Origin of the sequence: Streptomyces venezuelae (assembly GCF_008642275.1) — a bacterium.
GTDB lineage: Bacteria > Actinomycetota > Actinomycetes > Streptomycetales > Streptomycetaceae > Streptomyces > Streptomyces venezuelae_E.
Map to the genome: position 1 here is coordinate 4,252,501 of NZ_CP029189.1, position 26,146 is coordinate 4,278,646.

A 26,146-nucleotide genomic window follows, 5' to 3' on the forward strand; every position below is an offset into this window, starting at 1 on the left:
AAGGTCCGGCGTAGAGGGTAAGACCCCCGTAGCTGAAATCTGTACGGCTTGCTTGCTCATCTCCCAAGTAGCACGGGGCCCGAGAAATCCCGTGTGAATCTGGCGGGACCACCCGCTAAGCCTAAATATTCCCTGGTGACCGATAGCGGATAGTACCGTGAGGGAATGGTGAAAAGTACCGCGGGAGCGGAGTGAAATAGTACCTGAAACCGTGTGCCTACAAGCCGTGGGAGCGTCGCTGTATGTGCTTGCACATGCAGTCGTGACTGCGTGCCTTTTGAAGAATGAGCCTGCGAGTTAGCGGTGTGTAGCGAGGTTAACCCGTGTGGGGAAGCCGTAGCGAAAGCGAGTCCGAATAGGGCGATTGAGTTGCACGCTCTAGACCCGAAGCGGAGTGATCTAGCCATGGGCAGGTTGAAGCGGAGGTAAGACTTCGTGGAGGACCGAACCCACCAGGGTTGAAAACCTGGGGGATGACCTGTGGTTAGGGGTGAAAGGCCAATCAAACTCCGTGATAGCTGGTTCTCCCCGAAATGCATTTAGGTGCAGCGTCGTGTGTTTCTTGCCGGAGGTAGAGCACTGGATAGGCGATGGGCCCTACCGGGTTACTGACCTTAGCCAAACTCCGAATGCCGGTAAGTGAGAGCACGGCAGTGAGACTGTGGGGGATAAGCTCCATGGTCGAGAGGGAAACAGCCCAGAGCATCGACTAAGGCCCCTAAGCGTACGCTAAGTGGGAAAGGATGTGGAGTCGCAGAGACAACCAGGAGGTTGGCTTAGAAGCAGCCACCCTTGAAAGAGTGCGTAATAGCTCACTGGTCAAGTGATTCCGCGCCGACAATGTAGCGGGGCTCAAGCGTACCGCCGAAGTCGTGTCATTGCAGCAATACTCCCAACGGAGGCTGTGATGGGTAGGGGAGCGTCGTGTGCCGGGTGAAGCAGCAGCGGAAGCTAGTTGTGGACGGTTCACGAGTGAGAATGCAGGCATGAGTAGCGATACACACGTGAGAAACGTGTGCGCCGATTGACTAAGGGTTCCTGGGTCAAGCTGATCTGCCCAGGGTAAGTCGGGACCTAAGGCGAGGCCGACAGGCGTAGTCGATGGACAACCGGTTGATATTCCGGTACCCGCTTTGAAACGCCCAATATCGAATCAGGCGATGCTAAGTCCGTGAAGCCGTTCCGGACCCTTCGGGGAAAGGAAAGTGGTGGAGCCGACGAACCAGACTTGTAGTAGGTAAGCGATGGGGTGACGCAGGAAGGTAGTCCAGCCCGGGCGGTGGTAGTCCCGGGGTAAGGGTGTAGGCCGAGGGGTAGGCAAATCCGTCCCTCATTAAGGCTGAGACCTGATGCCGAGCCGATTGTGGTGAAGTGGATGATCCTATGCTGTCGAGAAAAGCCTCTAGCGAGTTTCATGGCGGCCCGTACCCTAAACCGACTCAGGTGGTCAGGTAGAGAATACCGAGGCGTTCGGGTGAACTATGGTTAAGGAACTCGGCAAAATGCCCCCGTAACTTCGGGAGAAGGGGGGCCATTCCTGGTGATGAGTCTTGCACTCTGAGCTGGGGGTGGCCGCAGAGACCAGCGAGAAGCGACTGTTTACTAAAAACACAGGTCCGTGCGAAGCCGTAAGGCGATGTATACGGACTGACGCCTGCCCGGTGCTGGAACGTTAAGGGGACCGGTTAGTGACCTTTCGGGGTTGCGAAGCTGAGAACTTAAGCGCCAGTAAACGGCGGTGGTAACTATAACCATCCTAAGGTAGCGAAATTCCTTGTCGGGTAAGTTCCGACCTGCACGAATGGCGTAACGACTTCTCGACTGTCTCAACCATAGGCCCGGTGAAATTGCACTACGAGTAAAGATGCTCGTTTCGCGCAGCAGGACGGAAAGACCCCGGGACCTTTACTACAGTTTGATATTGGTGTTCGGTTCGGCTTGTGTAGGATAGGTGGGAGACTTTGAAGCAGCCACGCCAGTGGTTGTGGAGTCGCCGTTGAAATACCACTCTGGTCGTGCTGGATGTCTAACCTCGGTCCGTGATCCGGATCAGGGACAGTGTCTGATGGGTAGTTTAACTGGGGCGGTTGCCTCCCAAAGGGTAACGGAGGCGCCCAAAGGTTCCCTCAGCCTGGTTGGCAATCAGGTGTTGAGTGTAAGTGCACAAGGGAGCTTGACTGTGAGACCGACGGGTCGAGCAGGGACGAAAGTCGGGACTAGTGATCCGGCGGTGGCTTGTGGAAGCGCCGTCGCTCAACGGATAAAAGGTACCCCGGGGATAACAGGCTGATCTTCCCCAAGAGTCCATATCGACGGGATGGTTTGGCACCTCGATGTCGGCTCGTCGCATCCTGGGGCTGGAGTCGGTCCCAAGGGTTGGGCTGTTCGCCCATTAAAGCGGTACGCGAGCTGGGTTTAGAACGTCGTGAGACAGTTCGGTCCCTATCCGCTGTGCGCGTAGGAATATTGAGAAGGGCTGTCCCTAGTACGAGAGGACCGGGACGGACGAACCTCTGGTGTGCCAGTTGTCCTGCCAAGGGCACGGCTGGTTGGCTACGTTCGGGAGGGATAACCGCTGAAAGCATCTAAGCGGGAAGCCTGCTTCAAGATGAGTATTCCCACCTCCTTGAGAGGGTAAGGCTCCCAGTAGACGACTGGGTTGATAGGCCAGATGTGGAAGCCCGGTAACGGGTGAAGCTGACTGGTACTAATAGGCCGAGGGCTTGTCCTCAGTTGCTCGCGTCCACTGTGTTAGTTCTGAAATAACGAACGGCTGTGATTACACACCAGCGTTCAAATTTCATAGTGTTTCGGTGGTCATAGCGTTAGGGAAACGCCCGGTTACATTCCGAACCCGGAAGCTAAGCCTTTCAGCGCCGATGGTACTGCAGGGGGGACCCTGTGGGAGAGTAGGACGCCGCCGAACAATCATTGTGGGAAGCCCCGCACCAAACCCTTCGGGGTTCGGTGCGGGGCTTTTCTGCGTTCACCCGCCGGACAAGGCTCGGAGCCGGCCGTACGTCCGGCTGTCGGTCGTCGCCCGGCTGCCGTTCGGTCTGTCGTCCGAATGGCCGCAGCAGTCCGGTGACGCGTCATCGGCGGCCCGGCGAGACGGGCCCTGCGTCCCTTTAGTTCGTACTGTGGGGGTATGGGCTACGACCTCGTCATCTTCGACAACGACGGCGTGCTGGTGGACAGCGAGCCGCTCGCCAACAGCACCCTCGCCGGGTACCTGACCGAGCTGGGGCACCCGACCACCTACGAGGAGTCGGTCCGCGACTACATGGGATCCGCCGTGCACCGGGTGCACGACCTCGTCGCCGAGCGGACCGGGCAGCAGCTGCCGGCCGACTTCGACGAGACCCTGCACGCGCGGACCGTCGCCGCGTTCGAGCAGGAGCTGAAGCCCGTCCCCGGTGTGGAGGAGGTGCTGGGAGCGCTGACCGCGCAAGGGGTCGCGTACTGCCTGGCCTCTTCCGGCAGTCACGACCGGATCCGGGTCGGACATCGGGTGGCCGGGCTCGACGGGTGGTTCGAGGAGGAGTGGATCTTCAGCGCGCAGGACGTGGGCCAGGGGAAGCCCGCTCCCGACCTGTACCTGCACGCGGCGCGGCAGATGGGTGTGGAGCCCGCCCGCTGCGTGGTCATCGAGGACAGTCCGCTCGGTGTCCAGGCCGCCGTCGCCGCGGGCATGGACGTCTACGCGTTCACGGCGATGCTCCCCGCCGACCGGCTCCCCGGGGCCACCGGGCACTTCGGTGACATGAAGCAGCTCACCGGCCTGCTCGGGCTGGAGGCCGGACTGGGTATGTGATCTCTCTACCCACGGGTAGCCCGTGGCCCTACGCTGACCCGCCATGACGGATGATGTGCGGCTGCGGCGCGGCCGCGGCGCTTTGGGGTTCAGCTTCTTCGTGCAAGGCGTCGCCTTCGCGCTGCTCGTGACACGGATCCCGGCCATCCAGGACCGGTACGGGATATCCGACGGCCTGCTGCCCGCGTTCCTCGCGGCCGTGCCGGTCCTGGCGGGGGCGTCGAGCGTGGCCACCGAGCACCTGGTGAAGCGGGTCGCGCCCAGCGTCGTACTGCGGTGGGCGCAGCCGTTGGTGCTGCTGTCCCTGCTGGGCGTCGGAGCCGGCGGCCAGATGTGGCACGTGGCGGCGGCGCTGGGGGCGTTCGGGCTGTCGGTGGGTGCGCTGGACGCCTCGATGAACATGCTCGGCGTCAGCCTGCAGCGGGCGTACGGGCGGAGCATCATGCTCGGCTTCCACGCCGCCTACAGCCTCGGTGGGATCCTGGGGGCCTCGGCCGCGTGGGCGGGGGCGCACTGGGAGCTCGACCTCTTCGCCGGCTATCTGCCGGCCGTGGCCGTGCTGTTGCCGCTGGCGCTGCTGGGGAGCCGGAGCTACGTCGACGGTGCGCCCGGGACGGCGGGCGAGGGGGAGACCGGCGGGAAGGGGCTCGGGGCCGGCGGGTTCAAGCTGCTGCTGCCGCTGTGCCTGGTGATGGCGTGCGCGTACATCGGGGACTCCACGGTGGCGAACTGGAGTGCCAAGTACCTCCAGGACGTGCTCGGGAGCTCGGAGCAGATGGCGACCGTCCCCTACAACGTGTACATGGTGACCACCCTCGTCGGGCGGGCCGTCGGGGACCTGGGCGTGCGGCGCTTCGGGGCGGCGGCCGTGGTGCGGGCCGGGACGCTGGTGGCGGCCGCCGGGTTCGCCGTCGTGGCGGCGGCGCAGGGGGCCTGGGCGGGCATGCTCGGCTTCACGCTGCTGGGGATCGGGCTGTGCGTGATCGTGCCGCAGACCTTCGCCGCCGCGGGACGGCTGTTCCCGGGGGCGTCCGACACGGCCGTCGCGCGCCTCAACATCTTCAACTACGTCGGCTTCCTGATCGGGTCTCCGCTCGTCGGGGCGGTCGGTGACGCCTGGAGCTACCGGGGCGCGATGCTGGTGCCGATGGCGCTGGTCCTGGTGACGCTCCTCCAAGCCCGCTCGTTCGGTTCCGAGGGCGCCCGATACGGTGTCCGGCATGAGCGGCGAGCCGGTGACCGGGCTGTTGATGTGGGACGAGGCGGTAACGGGGTATGACTTCGGACCGAGCCATCCGATGGACCCGGTGCGCCTGGCGCTGACCATGGGCCTGGTGCGGGCCTTCGGGCTGGACCGGGCGATGGAGGTACGGGCGGCCCCGGCGGCCGGGGACTCGACGCTGCGGCTGGTCCACCGGGAGGACTACGTCGCCGCGGTGCGCGAGGTGTCCGCCGACCCCGGGGCCGCCGACGGTTCGTACGGCCTGGGGACCCTGGACGATCCGGCCTTCCCCGGGATGCACGAGGCGTCCGCGCTGATCGCCGGGCAGTCCGTGGCGGGTGCGGAGGCGCTCTGGCACGGTGAGGCGGAGCACGCGGTGAACTTCGCAGGCGGGCTGCACCACGCGATGCCGGGCGGAGCGGCGGGCTTCTGCGTGTACAACGACGCCTCGCTGGCCATCGCGCGGCTGCTGGAACTGGGGGCCGAGCGGGTCGCGTACGTGGACGTGGACGTGCACCACGGGGACGGCGTGCAGGCGGCCTTCTGGGACGACCCGCGGGTGCTGACCATCTCGATGCACGAGCATCCGCGGACGCTGTTCCCGCAGACCGGCTGGCCCGAGGAGACCGGCGGTCCGGCGGCGGAGGGGTCGGCCGTGAACATCGCACTGCCGGCCGGGACCGGGGACGCGGGCTGGCTGCGGGCCTTCCACGCGGTCGTGCCGGAGCTGCTGGCGGACTTCCGGCCGCAGGTGCTGGTGACCCAGCACGGGGCCGACACGCACTTCGAGGACCCGCTGGCGCACCTGGCGGTCTCGCTGGACGCCCAGCGGGCCGTCCAGGAGGCCTGTCACCGGCTTGCGCACGAGCACGCGGGCGGGCGGTGGCTGGCGCTGGGCGGGGGCGGGTACGCGGTGGTGGACGTCGTCCCGCGGTCGTGGACGCATCTGGTGGGGATCGCCGCACACCGGCCGGTGGATCCCGAGACGGCGGTGCCCGCCTCGTGGCGGGACGAGGTGTACGCGCGGACGCGGCAGTTGGCGCCGGCCCGGATGACGGACGGGCGGACTCCGTCGTGGCCGGACTGGGACGCGGGCTACGACCCGGCGGACCGCACGGATCAGGCCGTTCTGGCCACGCGCCGGGCGGTGTTCCCGCTGCGCGGCATGCTGACCTGACCGGCCGGGCGGCACACTGCCGCATCGTTACGCCAACTGTGGGGCTGTTCGCCGGAATTGATGACCCGCCAGATGGGTTGGGGCAGCATCGGAGGGTGTTGAGCACCGGCGCGCTGCGTGCGCATCTGCTGGCCGCCCGGTTGGCCGGGCCCGTAGCCACCTCCCGGGAGGAGAGCCTGCGCAGTTACCGGCTGTTCGCGGCGCGGGACCCGCGGGTGATGCTGGGGCTGGATCCGGAGCGGGCGTGGGGCGAGGGTGATCTGCTGAGGCTGATGGCGGACAAGTGCGGGGTCTCGGCGGACCCGGCGCACGTCAGCGGGCCGGACGTGATCGATCCGGAGCGGACGGTGGCCGCGCTGGAGGCCTTCGCGGGGCGGTTGTGCGAGGCGGCGCGGGCGCGGTCGCCGGTGCTGTTCGGGACGGGCCATCCGCATCGGCTCCTGGGTTTCTACGCCGGTTTGGCGCAGGCGCTGTCGGCGGCGGGCTGTGTTGTCCTCACCCCGGCGCAGGGGGTGAGTGTCGACATGGCGACCCGGTTCGGCGTACGTACGTACAGCATCGAATACGTACGGGGGGTCGCACTGGTGCGGGAACCCGGCGTGCGGGTGCCCGGGAGTGCGACCGGCGTGCACACCCATTCACCGCTGCCGGTTCGGGTGGCGCTGGGGGCCCTCGCGGAGGCCGGCGGGCCGCTGCCGGAGCTGGTGGTGGGGGACCATGGGTGGGTCTGCGGTGCAGGTCAGCTCGGTGTGGAGGCCATCGGGTTGGCGGATACGGATGATCCCGCGCTGTTCGTCGGCGAGGCCGAGGGGCGGGTCTCGGTGGCCGTTCCACTTGATGACGCGGTGCGAGCGGATTACTACCGACCCCTCGCGCGGTACGTGCTCGGCCGCGCGTGTCTGACGGAGCGGCAGGAGTGGCCGTAGCTCCTCTTCCCCACTCGTATCACGCGCCCCTACTCTGGGGAGTGAGCGTGCGACGACGAGGAGTAACCGGAGGGGAAGCCGGTGCCCGTCATGCGCGGAAGGTCAAGGTGTGTCATGGCTGCTGGCGAGAGGCCTCTCATTGAGGTTCAGTTCCTGACCGTGGCGGAGGTCGCCTCGGTGATGCGAGTGTCGAAGATGACCGTGTACCGGCTGGTGCACAACGGTCATCTGCCCGCAATCCGGGTGGGCCGGTCCTTCCGGGTCCCCGAGAACGCGGTCCACGAGTACCTCCGAGAGTCCTATGTGGGGGTGGAGTCGGCCTGAGACTGAGGCTCGGGAGACCCCTGGCTACGACGCGGAAGCGCTCGGATTACAAGCTCAGAGCTCGGGCGGGTAGGCTAGGCCGACGTAGGTCGTGTGGGCCCAGACGCCCCGCACCAGTGAAGAGAAGTGAGCGAGGGTAGTCGTGGGCTCTGTTATCAAGAAGCGGCGCAAGCGGATGGCTAAGAAGAAGCACCGCAAGCTGCTCAAGCGCACCCGCGTCCAGCGCCGTAACAAGAAGTAAACGGCAGCTGTACGTGTTCTCCGCAGCCCCTCCACCATCCTGGTGGAGGGGCTGCGGTGCAGCCGGGGGACTTCTTCGAGGGAGGCGCTGAGCTCGTGGGGAAGGTCGTACTCGTCACCGGGGCTGCCCGGCAGTTGGGCGGCCGCTTCGTGCGCCGGATCCAGCGTGACCCGGACGTCGAGCGGGTGATCGCGGTGGACGCGGTGACACCGCCGCACCGGCTCGGATCGGCGGAGTTCGTCCGTACGGACATCAGACAGTCGGCGATCGCCAGAGTGCTGGCCGAGCACGCCGTGGACACGGTGGTCCATCTCGCGGTCACCGGAGGCAGTGCGGGAACGGGCGGTGCGCACAGCACCGTCAAGGAAACGAACGTCATCGGCACCATGCAGCTCCTCGGAGCCTGCCAGAAGTCGCCGACGGTACGACGGCTCGTGGTGAAGTCCAGTACCAGCGTCTACGGGGGCACCCCCCGGGACCCGGCCGTCTTCACCGAGACCACGGAACCGAAATCCCTCCCGGCGGGCGGCTTCGCGAAGGACGCCGCCGAGGTCGAGGGCTATGTACGGGGCTTCGCGCGCAGACGGCCGGACGTCGCGGTGTGCGTCCTGCGGTTCGCGAACATCCTGGGGCCCTTCGCGGACTCGGCGCTCGCCGAGTACTTCTCGATCCCGGTGATGCCGACCGTGCTGGGGTACGACCCGCGGCTGCAGTTCGTCCACGAGGACGACGTCCTCGAAGTACTGCGGCTGGCGGCGCGGGAGCCCCGGCGCGGGACCCTGAACAGCGGGACGTTCAACATCGCGGGCGACGGCGTGCTGCTGCTGTCGCAGTGTTCGCGCAGGCTCGGGCGGCCCACGCTGCCGCTGCTGCTGCCCGCGCTGAACTGGGTGGGCGCCGCGCTGCGGGCGGTGGGAGCCAGTGACTTCTCGCCGGAGCAGATGAGGCTGCTCACGCACGGCCGGGTCGTGGAGACCACGCAGATGCGTGAAGTGCTCGGCTTCGAGCCGCTCTACACGACCGCCGAGACCTTCGCGGACTTCGCGCGGAGCCGGGGGAGCGGGCTGCTGCCGCCGGAGCGGGTCGGACGGGCCGTGGACCGGGTGGCGGCCATGCTGGACGCAGACGGGCCCGACGGGCTCGACGGGCTCAAGGACGACGCCTACGCGGCTGAAGGAGCGAAGCGATAGTGGCGGACGCCAAGGTCATTCCCTTCGACGAGGACCGGCCACGGCGGCGGATCCCCCGCCGTGTGCGGCCGGTGCCCGCTGCCGAGCCGGTGGAGGAGCCTTCGGCTGCCGTGCCGGCGGCCTCCGGGCCGGCGCCCGCCGCGGCGCCCGGCGGCTGGGACCGGCGGATCGCCGGCGGGCTGGCGTTCCTGCGGCGGAGGGTCACCGGGGACTACGAGGTCGACGACTTCGGGTACGACAAGGAACTGACGGACCAGGTCCTGATGTCCCTGATGCGGCCGCTGTACGACAAGTACTTCCGCGTCGAGGTCAAGGGCATCGAGAACGTCCCGGCGGAGGGCGGCGCGCTGATCGTGGCGAACCACTCCGGGACGCTGCCGCTCGACGGGCTGATGCTCCAGGTCGCCGTGCACGACCGTCACCCGGCGGAGCGGCACCTGCGGCTGCTGGCGGCGGATCTGGTGTTCCAGCTGCCGGTGGTCAACGAGCTGGCCCGCAAGGCGGGGCACACGCTGGCGTGCGCGGAGGACGCGCAGCGGCTGCTGGAGGCCGGGGAGCTGGTCGGCGTGATGCCGGAGGGCTTCAAGGGGATAGGGAAGCCGTTCGGGGACCGGTACAAGCTGCAGCGGTTCGGCCGCGGCGGCTTCGTGTCGACGGCGCTGCGGGCGGGGACGCCGATCGTGCCGTGTTCGATCGTGGGGGCGGAGGAGATCTACCCGATGGTCGGCAACGCGAAGACGCTGGCCAGGCTGCTGGGGGTCCCGTACTTCCCGATCACGCCCACGTTCCCGTGGCTGGGGCCGCTGGGCGCGGTGCCGTTGCCGACGAAGTGGACGATCCAGTTCGGGGAGCCGATCCCGACGGACGGGTACGCCGCGGAGGCGGCGGAGGATCCGATGCTGATGTTCAATCTGACGGACCAGGTGCGAGAGCAGATCCAGCACACGTTGTACAAGCTGCTCGTGCAGCGGCGGTCCGTGTTCTTCTGAGCGTGGGGTGCCGGCGGCTATGCGCCCCCGGAACCCCGCGCCTCAGACGCAGGCGAGGCTGCACGGGAAAGGGCGGGGCTGCTTCGGCAGCCCCGCCCTTTCCCGTTACTCGGCGTCCTCCGCACCCAGACCCAGACCCGGGAGGAGTCCCGGGAGCAGGGGCGGGATGGTGATGTCCGGCTTCGGGTTCTCCGGCGTGCCCGAGGGCGGCGGCGGCGACTGTCCCGCGGGCGGGTTGAGCAGGTCGCCCGTACCACCGAGGAGACCGCCGGCGGGGGGCCGGGAGCTGCCCGAGGGGGACGGCGCCGCGGGGCTGGCGGACGGCGTGCCGGCGGCCGGGGCGGACGGGTGGGCGCCGCTCGGGGTGCCGCCCGGCCTGGCGGACGAGCCGGGGGTGCCTCCGGTGCCGCGCGACTGCTCCGGTGCCTTGGGGAGCAGGCTCTGCAGCGGCGCCACGTCTTCGTCTATGGCCTGGAAGACCGACTCCACTTCACCGCCCACGTCCGTGAGCTGCGCCGGGAGCTTCTCGCGGAGCTTGCCCCACGCGTCGCGGTGGGAGCGTGAGAACGACGACAGCTTCTGGATCGGGCCGAGCGAGCCGTCCCGTTCGTACGCGGCCTGGAGGAGGCGGTGGCCTGCCTCCGCGTCGTGCTTCACGCCCGCCAGGGCCCGGCGGATCGCGCCCAGGGACTCGTGGTCCAGGTCGCCGAGCCGGCCCCGCTCCATCAGCCGACGGGCTTCCGACAGACGGTTCGAGGCCTGGTCGAGATAGAGCTCGCCCCGGTCCGAGTCGTCGTCGGCCATTCCCAGCTTCAGGTCCTCCATGCCCCGCTTCACGGGGTAGAGGTGGTCACCGGGCAGGGCGTCGGAACTGGCAGCGGCCACTCCGCTGAAGGCCCCTGCGGCCACACCCACGGTGAGGCCGCCCGCTGCGATGCCCTTGGACCAGCGGGAGCGGGGCCGCAATTTCCGGAGCGAGGTCGCCCGGTGGGCGCCGCGGCCGGTCCGCTGTTCGGGCACCTGAGGGTCCGAGGCGGCACCGCCCCCGGCCCTCTCCTCCAGCACCATGGCCTCCATGGCGGCAATGAGCTGGGCTCGTTGCACCACTTTGACCTCGGGGTCCAGCACCGGGCGCGGCATTCTTTCGCCGAGCACGCTCGCCAGGGCCAACAGCCGGTCGTGGTCGGCAGGTTCGGCAGGTGCCTCGGACTGCTCGGCCGCCGAGTCCGGATCTGGAAGGTCGGACGGGTCCCGATCCTCCAGGGCCTGGGCGAAGGCGTTCGCCCGCCGGTGCGGGGTCACGTTCGCGATCACTGGCGGCACCTCCTCTCGTCATGACGATCGACTCCCCAAGGTGTCCGGAAGGTTGCCTTCCTTGAGCACATCCACACTTTCGGGTGAGCGGCTTCGGGCAAAGCGTGTCCACAGGGAGCCTGCATTCCGCACAACGAGCGTCGCGGCACTTGGGTTACGGACGAAGGATGATCTGACCACAGCGTCATCGAGGGGTCACCGAATGTGAGGTTGTGTAGGAGGGGTCAGCGGGCGTCTTCGGGGAGGAGGCGGGCCAGGGTGCGCACCGCCCGGTACTGGAGCGTCTTGATGGCGCCCTCGTTCTTCCCCATCACCCGGGCCGTCTCGGCGACCGAGAGGCCCTGCAGGAAGCGCAGGGTCACGCACTCCTGCTGCTGCGGATTGAGTTTGCGTACGGCCTCCAGCAGGGCCGCGTTGGAGAGGGACTCCAGGACGGAGTCCTCCGGGCTGCGCTCGACCTCGTTCGCGTCGAGCATCTCGCCGGTGGTGACCTCCAGCCGGAATCGGCTGGACTTGAAGTGGTCCGCCACCAGGTTGCGGGCGATCGTCACCAGCCAGGCGCCGAAGTCGCGGCCCTGCCAGGTGAAGGTGGAGATCCGGCGCAGGGCGCGCAGGAACGTCTCGCTGGTGAGGTCCTCCGCGGTCGCCTTGCCGCCGACGCGGTAGTAGATGTACCGGTAGACCGTGTCGCTGTACTGGTCGTACAGGCGGCCGAAGGCCTCGGCCTCGCCCGCCTGGGCGCGTTCGACCAGGTCCATCATGCGTGCCTGGTCGCTGTCCGCCGTGGGGCGGCGGTGGGTGGTCTGGGTGCCGGTGCCGGAGGCGTTCGAGCCGCCGGCGGCGCGACCTCGTCTGCCCACCGTCGCGCCCCCGTCGGTCAGGGCATAGCAAGGGCCGGCCGGGCCGAGGCCGGCAGGGACCGCGGCGGCGAAGGCGGGGGCGGCGTACGCGGTGGGGACGAAGCCGCGCAGGTGGTCGAGGACCGTTGCGCGCAGCTGAGCCAGGCCCGAGGCGTCAACCCCGACAGGTGGGTACACGGGACTCCCAGAGGCAGAGCTTCCATCACGTGCAGTGCGGAACCGTTCACCCGTCGTGGCGACAGATGACCGGTGGCATGCGTCTGAGGAGAATAACGCTTCGTACAGGCAGCGCTACACCCAGTTGCTCAAATCACCGGTTCCGACACTTCTGTTGCGTGTCGAGGGCATATTCAGTCGCAGTTGGTGATCGATTCTTGATCGCTTGGATGCGCGGAATGGACGCTTCCAAGGGGTCCCGCGACCGAGTCGGGCATGCCGGAGTGCCGCGCCGGGGGCGCGGGTAGGGGTGCGCGAATGCCGTGGCCCGGGCCGTGGTGCGGGCGGGCCCGGGGCTTGCGGGCCCCGGGCCTGGTGTTGTTACTTGCGGCGGCGGTGCAGGGCGATGGCCGCGGCCGCGCCGCCGGCGATCGCGCCGACGCCGGCGGCCGCCGGGACGCCGACCTTCACGGCCTTGCGGCCGGTCCGATAGTCGCGCAGCCGCCAGTCGTTGGTGCGGGCATGCTTGCGCAGTTTTGTGTCGGGATTGATCGCGTACGGGTGTCCGACCAGGGACAGCATCGGGATGTCGTTGTGCGAATCGCTGTACGCGGCGCAGCGTTCGAGGTCCAGCCCCTCGGCGGCGGCCAGGGCGCGGACGGCCTCCGCCTTGGCGGGGCCGTGCAGGGGTTCGCCGACGAGGCGGCCGGTGTAGATCCCGTCGACGGACTCGGCGACGGTGCCCAGGGCTCCGGTCAGGCCGAGGCGGCGGGCGATGATCGTGGCCGTCTCCACGGGGGCGGCCGTGACCAGCCACACCTTCTGGCCGGCGTCGAGGTGGGCCTGGGCCAGGGCCCGGGTGCCCGGCCAGATCCGCTCGGCCATGTACTCGTCGTAGATCTCCTCGCCGATCGACATCAGCTCGGAGACCTTGTGGCCCTTGACGATGGACAGGGCGCTGTCGCGGGCGTCCTGCATGTGCTCGGGGTCCTCGACCCCGGCGAGCCGGAACCAGGCCTGCTGCCACGCGAAGCGGGCGAGCTCGCGGCGCCGGAAGAACTCGCGCTTGTAGAGGCCGCGGCCGAAGTGGAAGATCGCGGCGCCCTGCATGACGGTGTTGTCGAGGTCGAAGAAGGCGGCGGCGAGATCGTCGCCGGCGACCGGGAAGACGGGCTCTTCCGGGGTCGGCTCCGGGCCCTCTTCGGTGCGGGCCTGCGGTTCCGTTTCTGGTTCGGTGAGCGGTGTGGCCCCGGCCAGAGCGGTCTTGCGGGCGGCCTCGGCCGAGGCCTCGCCCGCCAGCACGCTGCGTGCGGTGGCGGAGCGCCGACGAGGGGGGAGCCATCCGGGAGCGGCCATGACGCGAGCATAGCCACTGTGTTCGGGAGTTCCCGAACCGATGGGATGCGGAGGCGTGAACTCTTCGGGGCGCTGCTGTTACGTGAGGGCGCGCGAGAATGGGTGGCATGAGCCCTTTGTTGCGCCGTAAGGAAAAGAAGCAGCCCGCCGAGCGGACGGTGACGCTCATCGGGAAGCCGGGGTGCCACCTGTGCGACGAGGCGGAGGAGGTGGTCGCCGCGGTGTGCGCCGAGACGGGTGCAAGGTGGGAGAAGAAGGACATCTCGCAGGACGAGGAGCTGTACCGGCTGCACTGGGAGCAGATTCCGGTCGTGCTCGTGGACGGCGAGCAGCACACCTTCTGGAGGGTGAACCCCGACCGGCTCCGGCGGGCGTTGGGGGCCTGACCCTTCTCCCGGTTACCATCATGGGCGATTTATGGGGTCTCGGGGGCGTATCTGTGAGGAGTGTGCACGGTTTTGCCCCCTTTGGGTTTTGAACGGGTTCGACGTGGTGATGGTTCCGGCTTTACGTGCCGACGTCGCGTGACCCCGGTCACTTTGGACGGACAAAGCGGACACAATCTTTGTGCACGCGTTCACAAAGGCATAGCCTGCTGTCGACGGGGCGGTCCTGGGACAAGTGGCCGCCTGCAGCCCCGCTCATCCCGCAGGAGCATCGTGGCAACTGGCCGAACTCACCGACCGGCGACGCGCAGCCGAGGTATTCCCGAGGCCACAGTCGCCCGGCTTCCGCTGTACTTGCGCGCTCTCACCGCGCTCTCCGAGCGATCGGTGCCCACGGTGTCCTCCGAGGAGCTCGCGGCCGCCGCCGGAGTCAACTCCGCGAAGCTGCGCAAGGACTTCTCGTACCTCGGTTCCTACGGGACCCGCGGCGTCGGCTACGACGTCGAGTACCTCGTCTACCAGATCTCCCGCGAGCTCGGCCTGACCCAGGACTGGCCGGTCGTCATCGTCGGCATCGGTAACCTCGGCGCCGCCCTCGCCAACTACGGCGGCTTCTCCGCGCGCGGCTTCCGCGTCGCGGCCCTCATCGACGCCGACCCGGCGATGGCCGGCAAGCCGGTCGCCGGCATGGCCGTCCAGCACACCGATGATCTGGAGAAGATCATCTCGGAGAACGGCGTCTCGATCGGCGTGATCGCGACCCCCGCGGGCGCGGCCCAGCAGGTCAGCGAGCGGCTGATCGCCGCCGGCGTCACCTCCATCCTGAACTTCGCGCCCACCGTGCTGTCCGTGCCCGAGGGCGTGGACGTGCGCAAGGTCGACCTCTCCATCGAGCTCCAGATCCTCGCCTTCCACGAGCAGCGCAAGGCCGGTGAGGAAGCGGCCGCCGCAGCCGCCGGCAGCTCCTCCGTGGGAGGCGCCGCACCCGCCGCGGCCGTGGTGCCGCCGGCCGGGCGGACCGCCGCCGAGCAGCGCAAGGGCGGGCCCGAGGGCGACGTACCGGCGGTGATGCCGGCATGAGCCTGCTCGTCGTAGGGCTGAGCCACCGCAGCGCACCCGTCAGCGTGCTGGAGCGGGCCTCCCTGTCCGCCGATGCCAAGGTGAAGCTGCTGCACGACACCCTCGCCGCCGAACCGGCGACCGAGGCGACTGTGCTGGCCACCTGCAACCGGATCGAGCTGTACGCGGACGTGGACAAGTTCCACGCCGGCGTCGCCGAGCTGTCCACGCTGCTCGCGCAGCACAGCGGCGTCGCGCTGGAGGAGCTCACCCCCTACCTGTACGTGCACTACGAGGACCGGGCGGTGCACCACCTGTTCTCGGTGGCGTGCGGCCTGGACTCGATGGTCGTCGGCGAGGGGCAGATCCTCGGCCAGATCAAGGACGCGCTGGCGCTGGGGCAGGAGCTCCACACCGCCGGCCGGCTGATCAACGACCTGTTCCAGCAGGCACTGCGGGTCGGCAAGCGCGCGCACTCCGAGACCGGGATCGACCGGGCCGGCCAGTCGCTCGTGACCTTCGGACTGGAGCAGCTCGCCGTGCGGACCCCGGTGGCCGAGTGGGCCGCCGGCAAGCGGGCGCTGGTCATCGGCGCCGGATCGATGTCCTCGCTGGCCGCGGCGACCCTGGCGCGGGTCGGTGTCGCCGAGATCGTCGTGGCGAACCGGACCGCGGACCGGGCGGAGCGGCTTGCGGAGATTCTGGTTGCCTCGGGCACCGGGGTGTCGGCCGTGGCCGTGCCGATGGCTCGGGTGGCCGACGAGCTGACACGAGTCGACGTGGTCGTCTCGTGCACCGGCGCGACGGGGCTCGTGCTGACCGCCGACGACGTGCTCGACGCCGTGTCCTGGGGCTCCGCCCCGGATCCCGCGCCGCACACGCCGGCCGGGCCGGACGCGGCGCCGGCGGGGCTGGAACTGGCGGGGCAGGATGCCGACGTGCTCGCCCGGCTGGTTGCTGCCGCGCGGGACGGCGGGCGGCTCGCCGACGCCGGCGCGGCGCGGACGATCAGCGCAGCCGTGGAGGCCGACGGGTGCCCCGTCGGGCCCGACGGGCGCGCCGCGCTCACCGGGGTCGACGCCAACTCCCTCGAACTGCACGGCACCTGGGCCGACCAGGGCGAGGCCGCCGCCCAGCGGCAGCCCCGCCGGAGCACCCGTACACAGCCCCACGCGACCACCGTCCGGCTCGCCCTCCTCGACCTGGCCATGCCCAGGGACATCGACGCGGCCGTACACCGGATCCCGGGCGTCCGGCTCGTGGACATCGAATCGCTCGCCGAGGCGTCCGCCGACGCCCCGATGGCGGCCGACGTCGACGCCGTACGCGGGATCGTCGCCCAGGAGGTGGCGGCCTTCGGGGCGGCACAGCGGGCCGCGCACATCACGCCCACCGTCGTCGCCCTGCGCGCCATGGCGGCCGAGGTCGTGGCCATGGAAGTGGCCCGGCTCGACGGGCGCCTGCCCGACCTCGACGAACGGCAGCGTGCCGAAGTCACCCAGACCGTGCGCCGCGTCGTGGACAAGCTCCTCCACGCGCCGACCGTGCGCGTCAAGCAGCTCGCGAGCGAACCCGGCGGCGCCGGGTACGCGGAGGCGCTGCGCGAACTCTTCGACCTCGACCCTCAGACGGTTGCTTCCGTCAGCCGGGCGGACGCGGCCGATCCGATGAACGACGACGACCCAGGACGGGCATCATGAACACACGTCCCGACCAGCCGCTGCGGCTCGGTACGCGGCGGAGCAAGCTGGCCATGTCCCAGTCGGGGCACGTCGCCGACGCGGTACGGGCCGTCACCGGCCGCGCCGTCGAGCTCGTGGAGATCACGACCTACGGCGACGTCTCGCGCGAGCACCTCTCGCAGATCGGCGGGACCGGCGTGTTCGTCACCGCCCTGCGCGACGCGCTGCTGCGCGGCGAGGTCGACTTCGCCGTGCACTCGCTGAAGGACCTGCCGACCGCCCAGCCCGACGACCTCGTGATCGCGGCCATGCCGCGCCGCGAGGACGCGCGGGACGCCCTCGTCGCCCGGGACGGCCTGACCTTCGAGCAGCTGCCCGACGGAGCCCGCATCGGCACCGGCTCGCCGCGCCGCACCGCCCAGCTCAACCACCTGGCGCTGTCGCTCGGCAAGCGGATCGAGACGGTGCCCATCCGCGGCAACGTCGACACCCGGATCGGCTTCGTCCACGACGGTGAACTCGACGCCGTCGTCCTGGCGGCCGCCGGACTGAACCGGATCGGCCGCGGTGACGAGGCGACCGACCTGCTGGCCGTCGACAGCGTCCTGCCGGCCCCCGGCCAGGGCGCCCTCGCCGTGGAGTGCCTCGCGTCCGACACGGACCTCGTCGCCGCGCTCGGCGTACTCGACGACCCGCACACCCGGGCCGCCGTGACCGCGGAGCGTTCCCTGCTCGCCGCCCTGGAGGCAGGCTGCAGCGCACCCGTGGGCGCGTTCGCCGACCTTCTGGCGGACGGGGAGATTGTCAATGAAATGCGCCTGCGCGGCGTCGTCGGAACCCTCGACGGCACGACGCTGGTGCAGCTGTCCACCACCGGTCCCGTGCCCCAGTCGTACGACGAGGCCATGGCGCTCGGCCGCGAACTCGCGGACGAGATGCTGGCCAAGGGCGCGGCCGGTCTGATGGGGGAGCGATCGCTTTGAACCCCTCAATTCCGACCACCTCCGCCTATCCGGCCGTCGCCGCCCACGGACGCGTCACCTTCCTCGGTGCCGGCCCGGGCGACCCGGGTCTGCTGACGCTGCGCGCCGTCGAGGCGCTCGCCGCCGCGGACGTACTGATCGCGGAGCCCGAGGTGCTAGAGGTCGTACGGACTCATGCGCGGGCGAACGTCGACACGCCGCAGCTGACGATTGCTGATGAAGTGTCAGCGGCCGCCGGGGTCCCGGTGATCCGGGACGCGGCCAATCTTGTCATGGAGGCCGCACGCTCCGGCAGGCGGGTCGTGCGTGCCGTCACGGGCGACCCCGGACTCGACGGCAACGCCGCCGAGGAGATGCTCGTCTGCGCCACCGCCGGCATCCCCTTCGAGGTGGTGCCCGGTGTCGCGACCGCGGTGGGCGTACCCGCGTACGCCGGTGTCCCGCTGCGCGACAAGCAGGGCGCGGACGTCCGGTTCGTCGACGCGAAGACCGCCTCGGCGCGCTGCTGGAGCGAGGTGGGCGCCAGCGACGGCATCCTCGTCGTGTCCGCCACGCTGGAGACCGTCCCGGCGGCCGCCGCCGAGCTGGTGAGCGCAGGGCGCAAGCCCGACACCCCGCTGACCGTGACCGTCGCCGGCACCACCACGCGGCAGCGGACCTGGTGCGCGACGCTCGGCACCATCGCCCAGGTGTTCAAGCAGGGCAAGGTGCTCCCCTCGCCCGAGGGCGCCCGGTCCGTCATAGCCGTGGTCGGTGAGCACAGCGCCGCCGCACGGCGCGAGGACCTGTCCTGGTTCGAGTCGAAGCCGCTGTTCGGCTGGCGGGTCCTCGTACCGCGCACCAAGGAGCAGGCCGCCTCGCTCTCCGACCAGCTGCGTTCCTACGGCGCGGTGCCCCACGAGGTGCCGACCATCGCCGTGGAGCCGCCGCGCACCCCGCAGCAGATGGAGCGCGCGGTGAAGGGCCTGGTGACGGGCCGCTACGAGTGGATCGCCTTCACCTCGGTCAACGCCGTGAAGGCCGTCCGCGAGAAGTTCGAGGAGTACGGGCTCGACGCGCGCGCCTTCGCGGGCATCAAGGTCGCCGCGGTGGGCGAGCAGACGGCCGCCGCGCTCGTGGAGTTCGGCGTGAAGCCGGACCTGGTGCCCAGCGGCGAACAGTCCGCCGCCGGACTCCTGGAGGACTGGCCCCCGTACGACCCGGTCTTCGACCCGATCGACCGCGTGTTCCTGCCGCGCGCCGACATCGCGACCGAGACGCTGGTCGCCGGCCTGATCGAGCTCGGGTGGGAGGTCGACGACGTCACCGCCTACCGGACGGTGCGCGCGTCGCCGCCGCCGGCGGACACGCGCGAGGCCATCAAGGGCGGCGGCTTCGACGCCGTTCTCTTCACGTCCTCGTCCACCGTCCGCAACCTGGTCGGGATCGCCGGGAAGCCGCACAACGTGACCGTCATCGCCTGTATCGGGCCGGCGACGGCCAAGACGGCGGAGGAGCACGGGCTGCGCGTGGACGTACTGTCCCCGGAGCCGTCGGTGTCGAAGCTGGCGGAGGCCCTCGCCGAGTACGGTGCGGCGCGCCGCGAGGCGGCCAAGGAGGCCGGCGAGACGGTCTTCCGGCCGAGCGAGCGACGGCCCGGAGCGCGGCGGCGTCGTACGACGTGAGCGCCTTAGGCCCGGCCGGGACGCCGGCCCACGGAACGGGTGAGGGGCCCGGGTGCGATCGCACCCGGGCCCCTCTCGCGTATCCGGGCGCAATCCCTTTGCGGTCGCGTGTCCCCGCCATGTCAAATATGGCGGACTGTCATAATCCGTCCGATTCTGTCAGTCCGGTCGGGAGGATTGTTGTGACTATCTGTCAAACCGTGAGCGGGGTGGGCGTGCAGGAGGCACTCCCGCCGTCGGCGCCGCCTGGTCTTCGAGTGCGTCGCTCGTGGTGGGGTGGGTTGCTGCGGGCGCTGGTGGCAGGTCTCGTCCTGGTGGCCGGCCTGGCCCTGCCCGTGGTGGCCCCGCAGCCCGCCCAGGCCGTGCCGCCCGGTACCTACGCCTACGTCGCCAACTTCCAGGACGACACGGTGTCGGTGATCGACACGGCGACGAACACGGTGGTGGTCACGGTTCCCGTCGGCGATGCGCCGTGGGGAGTGGCGGTGTCGCCGAACGGCACCCGCGCCTACGTCACCAATCGCACCAGTGGCACGGTGTCCGTGATCAACACCGCGACCGACACGGTCGTCGCCACCGTCCCCGTCGGCCTTGAGCCCCTCGGAGTGGCGGTGTCGCCGAACGGCACCCGCGCCTACGTCACCAACTACGGCGCCGACACCGTGTCCGTGATCAACACGAACACCAACGCGGTCGTCGCCACCATCCCCGTCGGCGATGCGCCCATCGGGGTGGCGGTGTCGCCGAACGGAGCCCGCGCCTACGTCACCAATTCCGAAGCCGACACGGTGTCCGTGATCAAAACCGCCACCAACACCGTCGTGGCCACCGTCCCCGTCGGCGACTCCCCGTTCGGGGTGGCGGTGTCGCCGGACAGCGCCCGCGCCTACGTCACCAATTCCGGCGCCGACACGGTGTCCGTGATCGACACGGGGACGAACGCGGTCGTCGCCACGATCCCCGTCGGCGATGCGCCCCAGGGGGTGGCGGTGTCGCGGGACGGCACCCGCGCCTACGTCGTCAACGCCGACGCCGACACGGTGTCCGTGATCGACACGGCGACGAACACGGTCGTCGCCACCGTCCCCGTCGGCGATGCCCCCCGAGAGGTGGCGCTGTCGCCGGACGGCACCCGCGCCTACGTCACCAACGCCAACGACGACACGGTGTCCGTGATCGACACCGCCATCAACACCGTCGTGGCCACCGTCCCCGTCGACGACCTCCCGTTCGGGGTGGCGATCGGGGTCGTGCCCCGGCCGGCTCCGGCGCTGACTCTGATCAAGCTCACCGCCGGCGGGACGTTCACCCGGGGCGGGCAGGGCGCCTACACCCTCACCGTCACCAACACCGGCGACCTGCCCACCGACGGCAGCACCGTCACCGTCACCGACACCCTCCCCGCCGGCCTGACCCCGGTCGGCTTCTCCGGCAGCGGATGGACCTGCACCCTCACCCCGCTGTCCTGCACCCGCAGCGACACCCTCGCCCCCGGCGCCGGCTACCCGCCCCTCACCCTCACCGTCCGGATCGCCCCCCACGCGCCGAAGCAGGTCACCAACACCGCCACCGTCACCGGCGGCGGCGCCACCGGCACGAGCCTTGCCACCGCGACCACCACCGTCGACAGGAAGCAGCAGCCCAAGCCCCCGCACCACGACCGCCCGGGCCACGACCGCCCGGGCCACGGAAAGCCCGGCCACGACCGGCCCGACCACGGCCACCGCCCCGGCCCCCGGTAGCCGCACACCGGCATGACGAACGCCCCGGCGCCGGCCGCCCACCCTCGGACCGCCGGCGCCGGGCATCCCATGACCACGCAACCCCACACGAAGGCCCGCCGCCGGAAGCCTGCGCCGGCCCCTCGCGCCCGACCGGACCACCGATCAGGTGGGGTTCGCGCTGCGGAACGCGCGGCGGTAGGTGTCGGGCGGGACACCGACGACCCGCTTGAACTGGCGCCGCAGGGTGGTGGCCGTACCCATGCCGGTGGCGACGGCGACCGCCTCGACCGTCTCGTCGGTGGCCTCCAGCAGCTCCTGCGCGCGGCGCACCCGCTGGGTCAGCAGCCACTGCAGCGGGGTCTGGCCGGTGACCGCCCGGAACTGCCGGCCCAGGTGGCGCGGGCTCGTACTGGCCCGGCGCGCCATGTCGGTGACGGTCAGCGGCCGGTCCAGGCGCTGCTGGGCCCAGGCGAGCAGGTCGGCGAGCCGGTGGTCGCCTTCGGCTTGCACCGGGGTGGAGACGAACTGCGCCTGACCGCCCGTCCGGTGGGGCGCCATGACGAGGCGGCGGGCGACGGAGTTGGCGACGGCGGCGCCGTGGTCGAGGTGGACCAGGTGCAGGCACAGGTCCACGGCGGCGGCCTTGCCCGCGGCCGTCAGCACGCTGCCGTTGTCCGTGTACAGGACGTCGGCGTCGACCTCGGCCCCTGGGTGGCGGGCGCTCAGCTCCGCGGTGTGCGCCCAGTGGGTGGTGGCCCGCCGCCCGTCGAGCAGGCCCGCGGCGCCCAGGACGAAGGCCCCGGTGCACAGGGAGGCGACCCGGGCGCCGGCCGCATGGGCGGCGCGCACGGCGTCGACCAGCTCGGGCGGCGGCGGTTCGTCGACGTCGGCGCACGCGGGAACGATCACGGTGTCGGCCCGGACCAGGTGCTCCAGACCGTGGTCGGGCTCGACGGTGAACGGGCCGACGCGCACGGGGCCGGGGCCGCAGAGCAGCACGTCGTACCAGCCCTGCGGGGCGTCGGGCGGGGGATTGCCGAAGATCTCGTAGGCCACCGCCAGCTCGAAGTGCAGCATGCGACCGGCGGCCGCCAGGGCGACAGTGGGCATGTCCGAAAGTGTACGGGTGATGTCGTTCCGGACCATCACGGTCGGGTGCGGGACGCCCCGAGACTGGGTTCATCGAGACGGCGGATACGACGCGAACGACGCGAACGACGCGAACGACGTGAACGGGGACAGCGATGAGCACGGTGGGTACGGCGAACACAGCGGACGCGGCGAACACGGCGGGTGCGGCGGGTCCGGCGGGCCCGGTGGTGGTCTACGGGGCGACGGGGCACACCGGTCGCTTCATCGTCGCCGAGCTGCGCAGACGCGGAATCGCCACCGCCGTCTCAGGCCGCGACGAAGCCCGGCTGGAGGCACTGGCCGCCCAGGACGGGGCGGACGTGCTCGTCCGGCCGGCCGCCGTGGACGATCCGGCCTCCCTGGACCGGGCCCTCGCCGGTGCGGCGGCCGTGATCAACGCCGCCGGACCGTTCGCGGTGACGGGCGGCCCGGTCGTCGAGGCGGCCCTGCGCGCCGGGATCCCGTACGTCGACGTCGCGGCCGAGATCGAGGCGAACGCCGCGATGTTCACCGACCGCGCGGAGGCGGCCCGCGAGGCCGACGTGCCCGTGGTGCCGGCCATGGCCTTCTACGGGGGCCTGGGCGACCTGCTCGTCGGCGCCGCCATGGGCGAGTGGACGACGGCGGACGAGGTGCACGTCGCCTACGGGCTGAGCAGCTGGCGGCCCACGGAGGGCACCCGGGTGGCCGGCGAGGTGTCCCACGCGCGCCGTGCAGGGCGCCGCGTGCGGTTCGCGGAGGGCGCCCTGCGCTACCACGACGACGAACTGGCGGAGCAGGAGTGGCTCTTCCCGGAGCCCCTGGGCCGGCGGACGGTGATCGCCGAGTTCACCATGGCCGACGTGGTCACCGTGCCCAGCCACGTGGCCGTGCCGGAGGTGCGTACGTACATGGCCGTGGAGGCCGCGCGGGACCTCGCCGGGGCGGACACCCCGGAACCGGAGGCGGTCGACGACCTCGGCCGCTCGGACCAGACGTTCGTCGTGGACGTCCTGGTGCGGGCGGGTGGGGTCGAGCGCCGCGCCACGGCCCGCGGCCAGGACATCTACGCCGTCACCGCGCCCCTCGCGGTCGAGGCCGTCGAGCGGCTCCTGTCCGGCCGGACCCGGACCGCGGGTGTGGCCTCGGCCGCCGCGATGTTCGACGCCCCGGACTTCCTGCGGGCGCTGGCCCCGTACCTGTCGGTCGAGGTCGCGCACCGACCGTAGGGCGGGGCCGGGGGGAGAACGGGACGGGAGCCCGGGCCATACCCTTGTCCGGACTGCTGTCGATGCTCGAAGAGGCGACTGAAGATGAGCGCGTACGGATCCTTCCCCGGTTCACGGCCCCGCCGGCTGCGCACCACCCCGGCGATGCGGCGGATGGTCGCGGAGAACCGGCTGCACCCCTCGGACCTGATCCTCCCGGCGTTCGTCCGGGAGGGCATCAGCGAGCCCCTGGCGATCTCCGCGATGCCCGGCGTCGTGCAGCACACCCGGGACACGCTGCGCAAGGCCGCCGTCGAGGCGGTCGAGGCCGGAGTCGCCGGGATCATGCTGTTCGGCGTCCCGGCCGACGAGAACAAGGACGCGCTGGGCACGGCGGGCACCGAGCCGGACGGGATCCTGCAGGTCGCGATCCGCGACGTGAAGGCCGAGGTCGGGGACGACCTGGTGATCATGTCGGACCTGTGCCTGGACGAGTACACCGACCACGGCCACTGCGGCGTGCTGGACGAACACGGGCGCGTCGACAACGACGCCACGCTGGAGCGCTACGCCGAGATGGCGCAGGTCCAGGCGGACGCGGGCGTCCACGTGGTCGGGCCGAGCGGCATGATGGACGGGCAGGTCGGCGTCATCCGTGACGCGCTGGACGAGACCGGGCACGAGGACGTCTCGATCCTCGCCTACACGGCGAAGTACACGTCCGCCTTCTACGGTCCCTTCCGCGAGGCCGTCGCCTCCTCGCTGCAGGGCGACCGCAAGACGTACCAGCAGGACCCGGCGAACGCCCGGGAGTCCCTGCGGGAACTCGCCCTCGACCTGGAGGAGGGCGCGGACATGGTGATGGTCAAGCCGGCCGGGCCCTACCTCGACATCCTGTACAGGGTCGCGCAGGCGGTGGACGTGCCGGTGGCGGCGTACCAGATCAGCGGCGAGTTCGCGATGATCGAGGCGGCGGCGGAGAAGGGCTGGATCGAGCGCGACCGGGCCATCCTGGAGACCCTGCTGGGCATCAAGCGCGCGGGTGCCGACACCATCCTCACCTACTGGGCGACCGAGGTCGCGGGCTGGCTGCGCGAGACCCGCTGAGGGTCCGTCCTACGGCCAGTCGACGAGGCCGTGGAAGACGGCGAAGTCGAGGACCACGGTGGCCGGAGCGGCCACCGCGCACCACACCCTGGCGGCGGCGTAGCGCCGCTGCCAGGGCAGCGCCCACGCGGCCACCAGCAGGACCAGGACCACCAGCAGGCCGAACCCGAAGACGGTGAAGGCGACCTCGTACGAGGCGTCGAACCGGTCGCTCGCGGCTGTTCCGCAGGAGTCGCAGGCCATCGGGGAAATCCCGGCGAAGAAGAGCGCGACGGCGGCCGTCGGCAGCGTCAGCAGGGTGGCCACGAGCGGCGCGACGAACGCGCGGCGGTCGCGCGAGGTGTCGGGTGTGGTGGGTGTGCTGGTGGGCGTGGTGGGTGTGGCGGCGGTGGTCGGGAGCGGTGTGGTCATGGCGTTAGTGAACTGGACTGCGGGAAGCGGCACATGAGTGCGGGTACTCAGGCCGGGTGGGTCGCCGGGCGGGGCTTCGGGTGGGCGGGAGCCGCCGGGGCGGTGGTGGGTGATGCGGGTGGGGTTTCCCGTCAGTCCCATCGTCCCTCCGGGTCGGCCGGTCCCTCAAGGGCGCTCCTCCTGCGTCGTCGCGTCGCTACGCGATGGCCTGCGGCCACCCTTGACCGACCGACCCGCCCCGGAGAAACGAAAGACTGCCGGGAAACCCCAAAAGAACGAGCCGGACGACACTTCCAGGGACGGGGCGGTCGACGATGTCCGGCCTGGTCGGGCGCCGGGACGACCGAGAGGCGGGCCCGTCCAGACCCGGGACCGGGGGTGGTGCCGGGGAGGCGCACCAGATCGCTACGCGCTTCTCGCCGACCGCGTCCGAAGACCGTCTGGGGCTGGACATAGGCCGCCCACGGCCTCGATCCGTCCCTCGACCTGCGTCCGGCGACCGTCGGGGGAACGGTCCTTGCCCCACCGCGATGCGGTGGGGCAAGGACCAGGCGATCAATCCGCGCTCATTTGACGACGATGTCCGGGGGCGGGGCCGGAGCTTCCGGAGCGGGCGGGGCTTCTTCCACCGGAGCGGGCGGGGCCTCCTCCACCGGGGCCGGCGGCGCCGGCTCTTCAGGCACGGACGGAACTTCTTCCGCGGGCGCCGGTGCCTCGGGTACGGACGGGACCTCTTCTGCAGGGGCGGGCGGGGCCGGTGCTTCGGGTACGGACGGGACCTCTTCCGCGGGGGCGGGCGGGGCCGGCTTGTCGGGGCAGGGCGGACCGTCGGTGCCGTTGGTGCCCGTGCCGTTGGTGCCGGTGCCGTTGCGCCCACCGCAGCGGCCCTTTCCGCCGCGCCCGATGCCGCCGGTGCCGATGCCTCCGGGAGCCGTACAGACCTGGGCGTTGCCGCCGGTACCGTCACCGCCGTTGCCGTCGCCACCGGTACCTGCGGGGCAGTAGTCGTCGTGATGGCCGTGCTTGTCGTGACCGCCGTGCTTCTTGTGGCCGTCACGTTTCTTGTGGCTGTCATGCCTTCCGTGGTCGCGGTCCCCGTCGTGGCTCTTGTGGTCGCCGCCGACCACCTGAAGCGTCGGGGCCGCTACCGCTGCGCCCGCTGGGATCAGTACACCGGCGCTGAGGAGGACAGAGGCTGCTGCTACGACCACGCTGCGCTTCCGCGGACTGCTCGTCATGACAA

22 protein-coding genes and 2 rRNA genes (1 of these 24 cut by a window edge) are annotated in these 26,146 nt (G+C 70.4%); 18 read left to right on the forward strand and 6 right to left on the reverse strand.

From position 1 onward, the window contains the following. The 10 genes from DEJ51_RS18835 to DEJ51_RS18880 form a co-directional block, all read left to right on the forward strand. Positions 1-2,731 (forward strand): 23S ribosomal RNA (locus tag DEJ51_RS18835); it begins 392 nt to the left of the window's first position. A 78-nt stretch (positions 2,732-2,809) separates the two neighbouring features. After that, positions 2,810-2,926 (forward strand): 5S ribosomal RNA (gene rrf / locus DEJ51_RS18840). Between the two features lie 222 nt (positions 2,927-3,148). Next, positions 3,149-3,814, forward strand: coding sequence for an HAD family hydrolase (locus tag DEJ51_RS18845; RefSeq protein WP_150258642.1), 666 nt, complete (start codon positions 3,149-3,151; stop codon positions 3,812-3,814). 43 nt (positions 3,815-3,857) lie between these two features. After that, on the forward strand, positions 3,858-5,093 hold the full coding sequence (locus tag DEJ51_RS18850; protein ID WP_150258643.1) for an MFS transporter: 1,236 nt from the start codon (positions 3,858-3,860) through the stop codon (positions 5,091-5,093). After that, a complete protein-coding gene (locus DEJ51_RS18855; RefSeq protein ID WP_190620946.1) occupies positions 5,065-6,213 on the forward strand; it encodes an acetoin utilization protein AcuC in 1,149 nt (382 codons plus the stop codon). The genes DEJ51_RS18850 and DEJ51_RS18855 overlap by 29 nt, the downstream gene beginning before the upstream one ends. Positions 6,214-6,308: 95 nt before the next feature. Then, positions 6,309-7,139, forward strand: coding sequence for a phosphatase (locus DEJ51_RS18860; RefSeq protein WP_150258645.1), 831 nt, complete (start codon positions 6,309-6,311; stop codon positions 7,137-7,139). Positions 7,140-7,253: 114 nt separating this feature from the next. Continuing rightward, positions 7,254-7,463, forward strand: coding sequence for a helix-turn-helix domain-containing protein (locus DEJ51_RS18865; protein ID WP_190620478.1), 210 nt, complete (start codon positions 7,254-7,256; stop codon positions 7,461-7,463). A 142-nt stretch (positions 7,464-7,605) separates the two neighbouring features. Then, positions 7,606-7,704 (forward strand): 30S ribosomal protein bS22, encoded by a 99-nt coding sequence (locus DEJ51_RS18870; protein WP_003948845.1) that lies wholly within the window; start codon positions 7,606-7,608, stop codon positions 7,702-7,704. Between the two features lie 95 nt (positions 7,705-7,799). Then, positions 7,800-8,894, forward strand: coding sequence for an NAD-dependent epimerase/dehydratase family protein (locus DEJ51_RS18875; RefSeq protein ID WP_223835869.1), 1,095 nt, complete (start codon positions 7,800-7,802; stop codon positions 8,892-8,894). Next, positions 8,894-9,883, forward strand: a complete 990-nt coding sequence (locus DEJ51_RS18880; protein WP_150258647.1) for a lysophospholipid acyltransferase family protein — start codon at positions 8,894-8,896, stop codon at positions 9,881-9,883. The genes DEJ51_RS18875 and DEJ51_RS18880 overlap by 1 nt, the downstream gene beginning before the upstream one ends. A 105-nt stretch (positions 9,884-9,988) precedes the next feature. Here the strand turns inward: DEJ51_RS18880 and DEJ51_RS18885 are convergent, their stop codons facing one another. From DEJ51_RS18885 to DEJ51_RS18895, 3 genes are all read right to left on the reverse strand, one after another. Beyond that, a complete protein-coding gene (locus tag DEJ51_RS18885) occupies positions 9,989-11,197 on the reverse strand; it encodes a DUF5667 domain-containing protein (RefSeq protein WP_150258648.1) in 1,209 nt (402 codons plus the stop codon). Between the two features lie 224 nt (positions 11,198-11,421). Next, complete coding sequence (locus DEJ51_RS18890; RefSeq protein ID WP_150258649.1) at positions 11,422-12,234, reverse strand: ECF subfamily RNA polymerase sigma factor, BldN family; 813 nt, start codon at positions 12,232-12,234, stop codon at positions 11,422-11,424. A gap of 360 nt (positions 12,235-12,594) precedes the next feature. Then, positions 12,595-13,569, reverse strand: coding sequence for an HAD family hydrolase (locus DEJ51_RS18895; RefSeq protein WP_150258650.1), 975 nt, complete (start codon positions 13,567-13,569; stop codon positions 12,595-12,597). Between the two features lie 107 nt (positions 13,570-13,676). Between DEJ51_RS18895 and DEJ51_RS18900 the strand changes: the two genes are divergently transcribed. The 6 genes from DEJ51_RS18900 (at position 13,677) to DEJ51_RS18925 (ending at position 21,085) form a co-directional block, all read left to right on the forward strand. After that, the gene (locus DEJ51_RS18900; protein ID WP_190620481.1) at positions 13,677-13,955 is read left to right on the forward strand and encodes a glutaredoxin family protein; all 279 of its coding nucleotides are present in this window, start codon (positions 13,677-13,679) and stop codon (positions 13,953-13,955) included. Positions 13,956-14,228: 273 nt separating this feature from the next. Then, positions 14,229-15,035 carry a redox-sensing transcriptional repressor Rex gene (locus DEJ51_RS18905; protein WP_150258652.1) on the forward strand — a complete coding sequence of 269 codons (807 nt, stop codon included), beginning with the start codon at positions 14,229-14,231 and terminating at the stop codon, positions 15,033-15,035. Continuing rightward, complete coding sequence (locus DEJ51_RS18910) at positions 15,032-16,714, forward strand: glutamyl-tRNA reductase (RefSeq protein WP_150258653.1); 1,683 nt, start codon at positions 15,032-15,034, stop codon at positions 16,712-16,714. Before DEJ51_RS18905 ends, DEJ51_RS18910 begins: the two co-directional genes overlap by 4 nt. Continuing rightward, positions 16,711-17,679 carry a hydroxymethylbilane synthase gene (hemC, locus tag DEJ51_RS18915; RefSeq protein ID WP_150258654.1) on the forward strand — a complete coding sequence of 323 codons (969 nt, stop codon included), beginning with the start codon at positions 16,711-16,713 and terminating at the stop codon, positions 17,677-17,679. The genes DEJ51_RS18910 and hemC overlap by 4 nt, the downstream gene beginning before the upstream one ends. Further along, positions 17,676-19,343 (forward strand): uroporphyrinogen-III synthase, encoded by a 1,668-nt coding sequence (locus tag DEJ51_RS18920; protein WP_150258655.1) that lies wholly within the window; start codon positions 17,676-17,678, stop codon positions 19,341-19,343. The genes hemC and DEJ51_RS18920 overlap by 4 nt, the downstream gene beginning before the upstream one ends. 281 nt (positions 19,344-19,624) lie before the next feature. Continuing rightward, a complete protein-coding gene (locus DEJ51_RS18925) occupies positions 19,625-21,085 on the forward strand; it encodes a beta-propeller fold lactonase family protein (protein ID WP_223835870.1) in 1,461 nt (486 codons plus the stop codon). A 144-nt stretch (positions 21,086-21,229) separates the two neighbouring features. Here the strand turns inward: DEJ51_RS18925 and DEJ51_RS18930 are convergent, their stop codons facing one another. Then, positions 21,230-22,177 (reverse strand): helix-turn-helix domain-containing protein, encoded by a 948-nt coding sequence (locus tag DEJ51_RS18930; protein ID WP_150258656.1) that lies wholly within the window; start codon positions 22,175-22,177, stop codon positions 21,230-21,232. 134 nt (positions 22,178-22,311) lie between these two features. On the opposite strand from DEJ51_RS18930, the gene DEJ51_RS18935 reads away from it, so the two are divergent. After that, positions 22,312-23,406: a saccharopine dehydrogenase NADP-binding domain-containing protein gene (locus DEJ51_RS18935; protein WP_150258657.1), complete on the forward strand. Its 1,095-nt coding sequence runs from the start codon at positions 22,312-22,314 to the stop codon at positions 23,404-23,406. A gap of 84 nt (positions 23,407-23,490) precedes the next feature. Beyond that, positions 23,491-24,492 carry a porphobilinogen synthase gene (hemB, locus tag DEJ51_RS18940; RefSeq protein WP_030869723.1) on the forward strand — a complete coding sequence of 334 codons (1,002 nt, stop codon included), beginning with the start codon at positions 23,491-23,493 and terminating at the stop codon, positions 24,490-24,492. A 9-nt stretch (positions 24,493-24,501) separates the two neighbouring features. Here the strand turns inward: hemB and DEJ51_RS18945 are convergent, their stop codons facing one another. Next, positions 24,502-24,903, reverse strand: coding sequence for a hypothetical protein (locus DEJ51_RS18945; RefSeq protein WP_223835871.1), 402 nt, complete (start codon positions 24,901-24,903; stop codon positions 24,502-24,504). Between the two features lie 566 nt (positions 24,904-25,469). After that, positions 25,470-26,141 (reverse strand): hypothetical protein, encoded by a 672-nt coding sequence (locus DEJ51_RS34580; RefSeq protein WP_190620484.1) that lies wholly within the window; start codon positions 26,139-26,141, stop codon positions 25,470-25,472. Positions 26,142-26,146: the final 5 nt, after the last annotated feature.

What these genes read in the sequence shown, in the direction of transcription:
- DEJ51_RS18845 (WP_150258642.1), top strand. Translation starts at nt 3,149, where the DNA reads ATGGGCTACGACCTCGTCATCTTCGACAACGACGGCGTGCTGGTGGAC.
- DEJ51_RS18850 (WP_150258643.1), top strand. Translation starts at nt 3,858, where the DNA reads ATGACGGATGATGTGCGGCTGCGGCGCGGCCGCGGCGCTTTGGGGTTC.
- DEJ51_RS18855 (WP_190620946.1), top strand. Translation starts at nt 5,065, where the DNA reads ATGTGGGACGAGGCGGTAACGGGGTATGACTTCGGACCGAGCCATCCG.
- DEJ51_RS18865 (WP_190620478.1), top strand. Translation starts at nt 7,254, where the DNA reads ATGGCTGCTGGCGAGAGGCCTCTCATTGAGGTTCAGTTCCTGACCGTG.
- DEJ51_RS18895 (WP_150258650.1), bottom strand. Translation starts at nt 13,569, where the DNA reads ATGGCCGCTCCCGGATGGCTCCCCCCTCGTCGGCGCTCCGCCACCGCA.
- DEJ51_RS18900 (WP_190620481.1), top strand. Translation starts at nt 13,677, where the DNA reads ATGAGCCCTTTGTTGCGCCGTAAGGAAAAGAAGCAGCCCGCCGAGCGG.
- DEJ51_RS18910 (WP_150258653.1), top strand. Translation starts at nt 15,032, where the DNA reads ATGAGCCTGCTCGTCGTAGGGCTGAGCCACCGCAGCGCACCCGTCAGC.
- hemC (WP_150258654.1), top strand. Translation starts at nt 16,711, where the DNA reads ATGAACACACGTCCCGACCAGCCGCTGCGGCTCGGTACGCGGCGGAGC.
- DEJ51_RS18930 (WP_150258656.1), bottom strand. Translation starts at nt 22,177, where the DNA reads ATGCCCACTGTCGCCCTGGCGGCCGCCGGTCGCATGCTGCACTTCGAG.
- DEJ51_RS18935 (WP_150258657.1), top strand. Translation starts at nt 22,312, where the DNA reads ATGAGCACGGTGGGTACGGCGAACACAGCGGACGCGGCGAACACGGCG.
- hemB (WP_030869723.1), top strand. Translation starts at nt 23,491, where the DNA reads ATGAGCGCGTACGGATCCTTCCCCGGTTCACGGCCCCGCCGGCTGCGC.
- DEJ51_RS18945 (WP_223835871.1), bottom strand. Translation starts at nt 24,903, where the DNA reads ATGACCACACCGCTCCCGACCACCGCCGCCACACCCACCACGCCCACC.
- DEJ51_RS34580 (WP_190620484.1), bottom strand. Translation starts at nt 26,141, where the DNA reads ATGACGAGCAGTCCGCGGAAGCGCAGCGTGGTCGTAGCAGCAGCCTCT.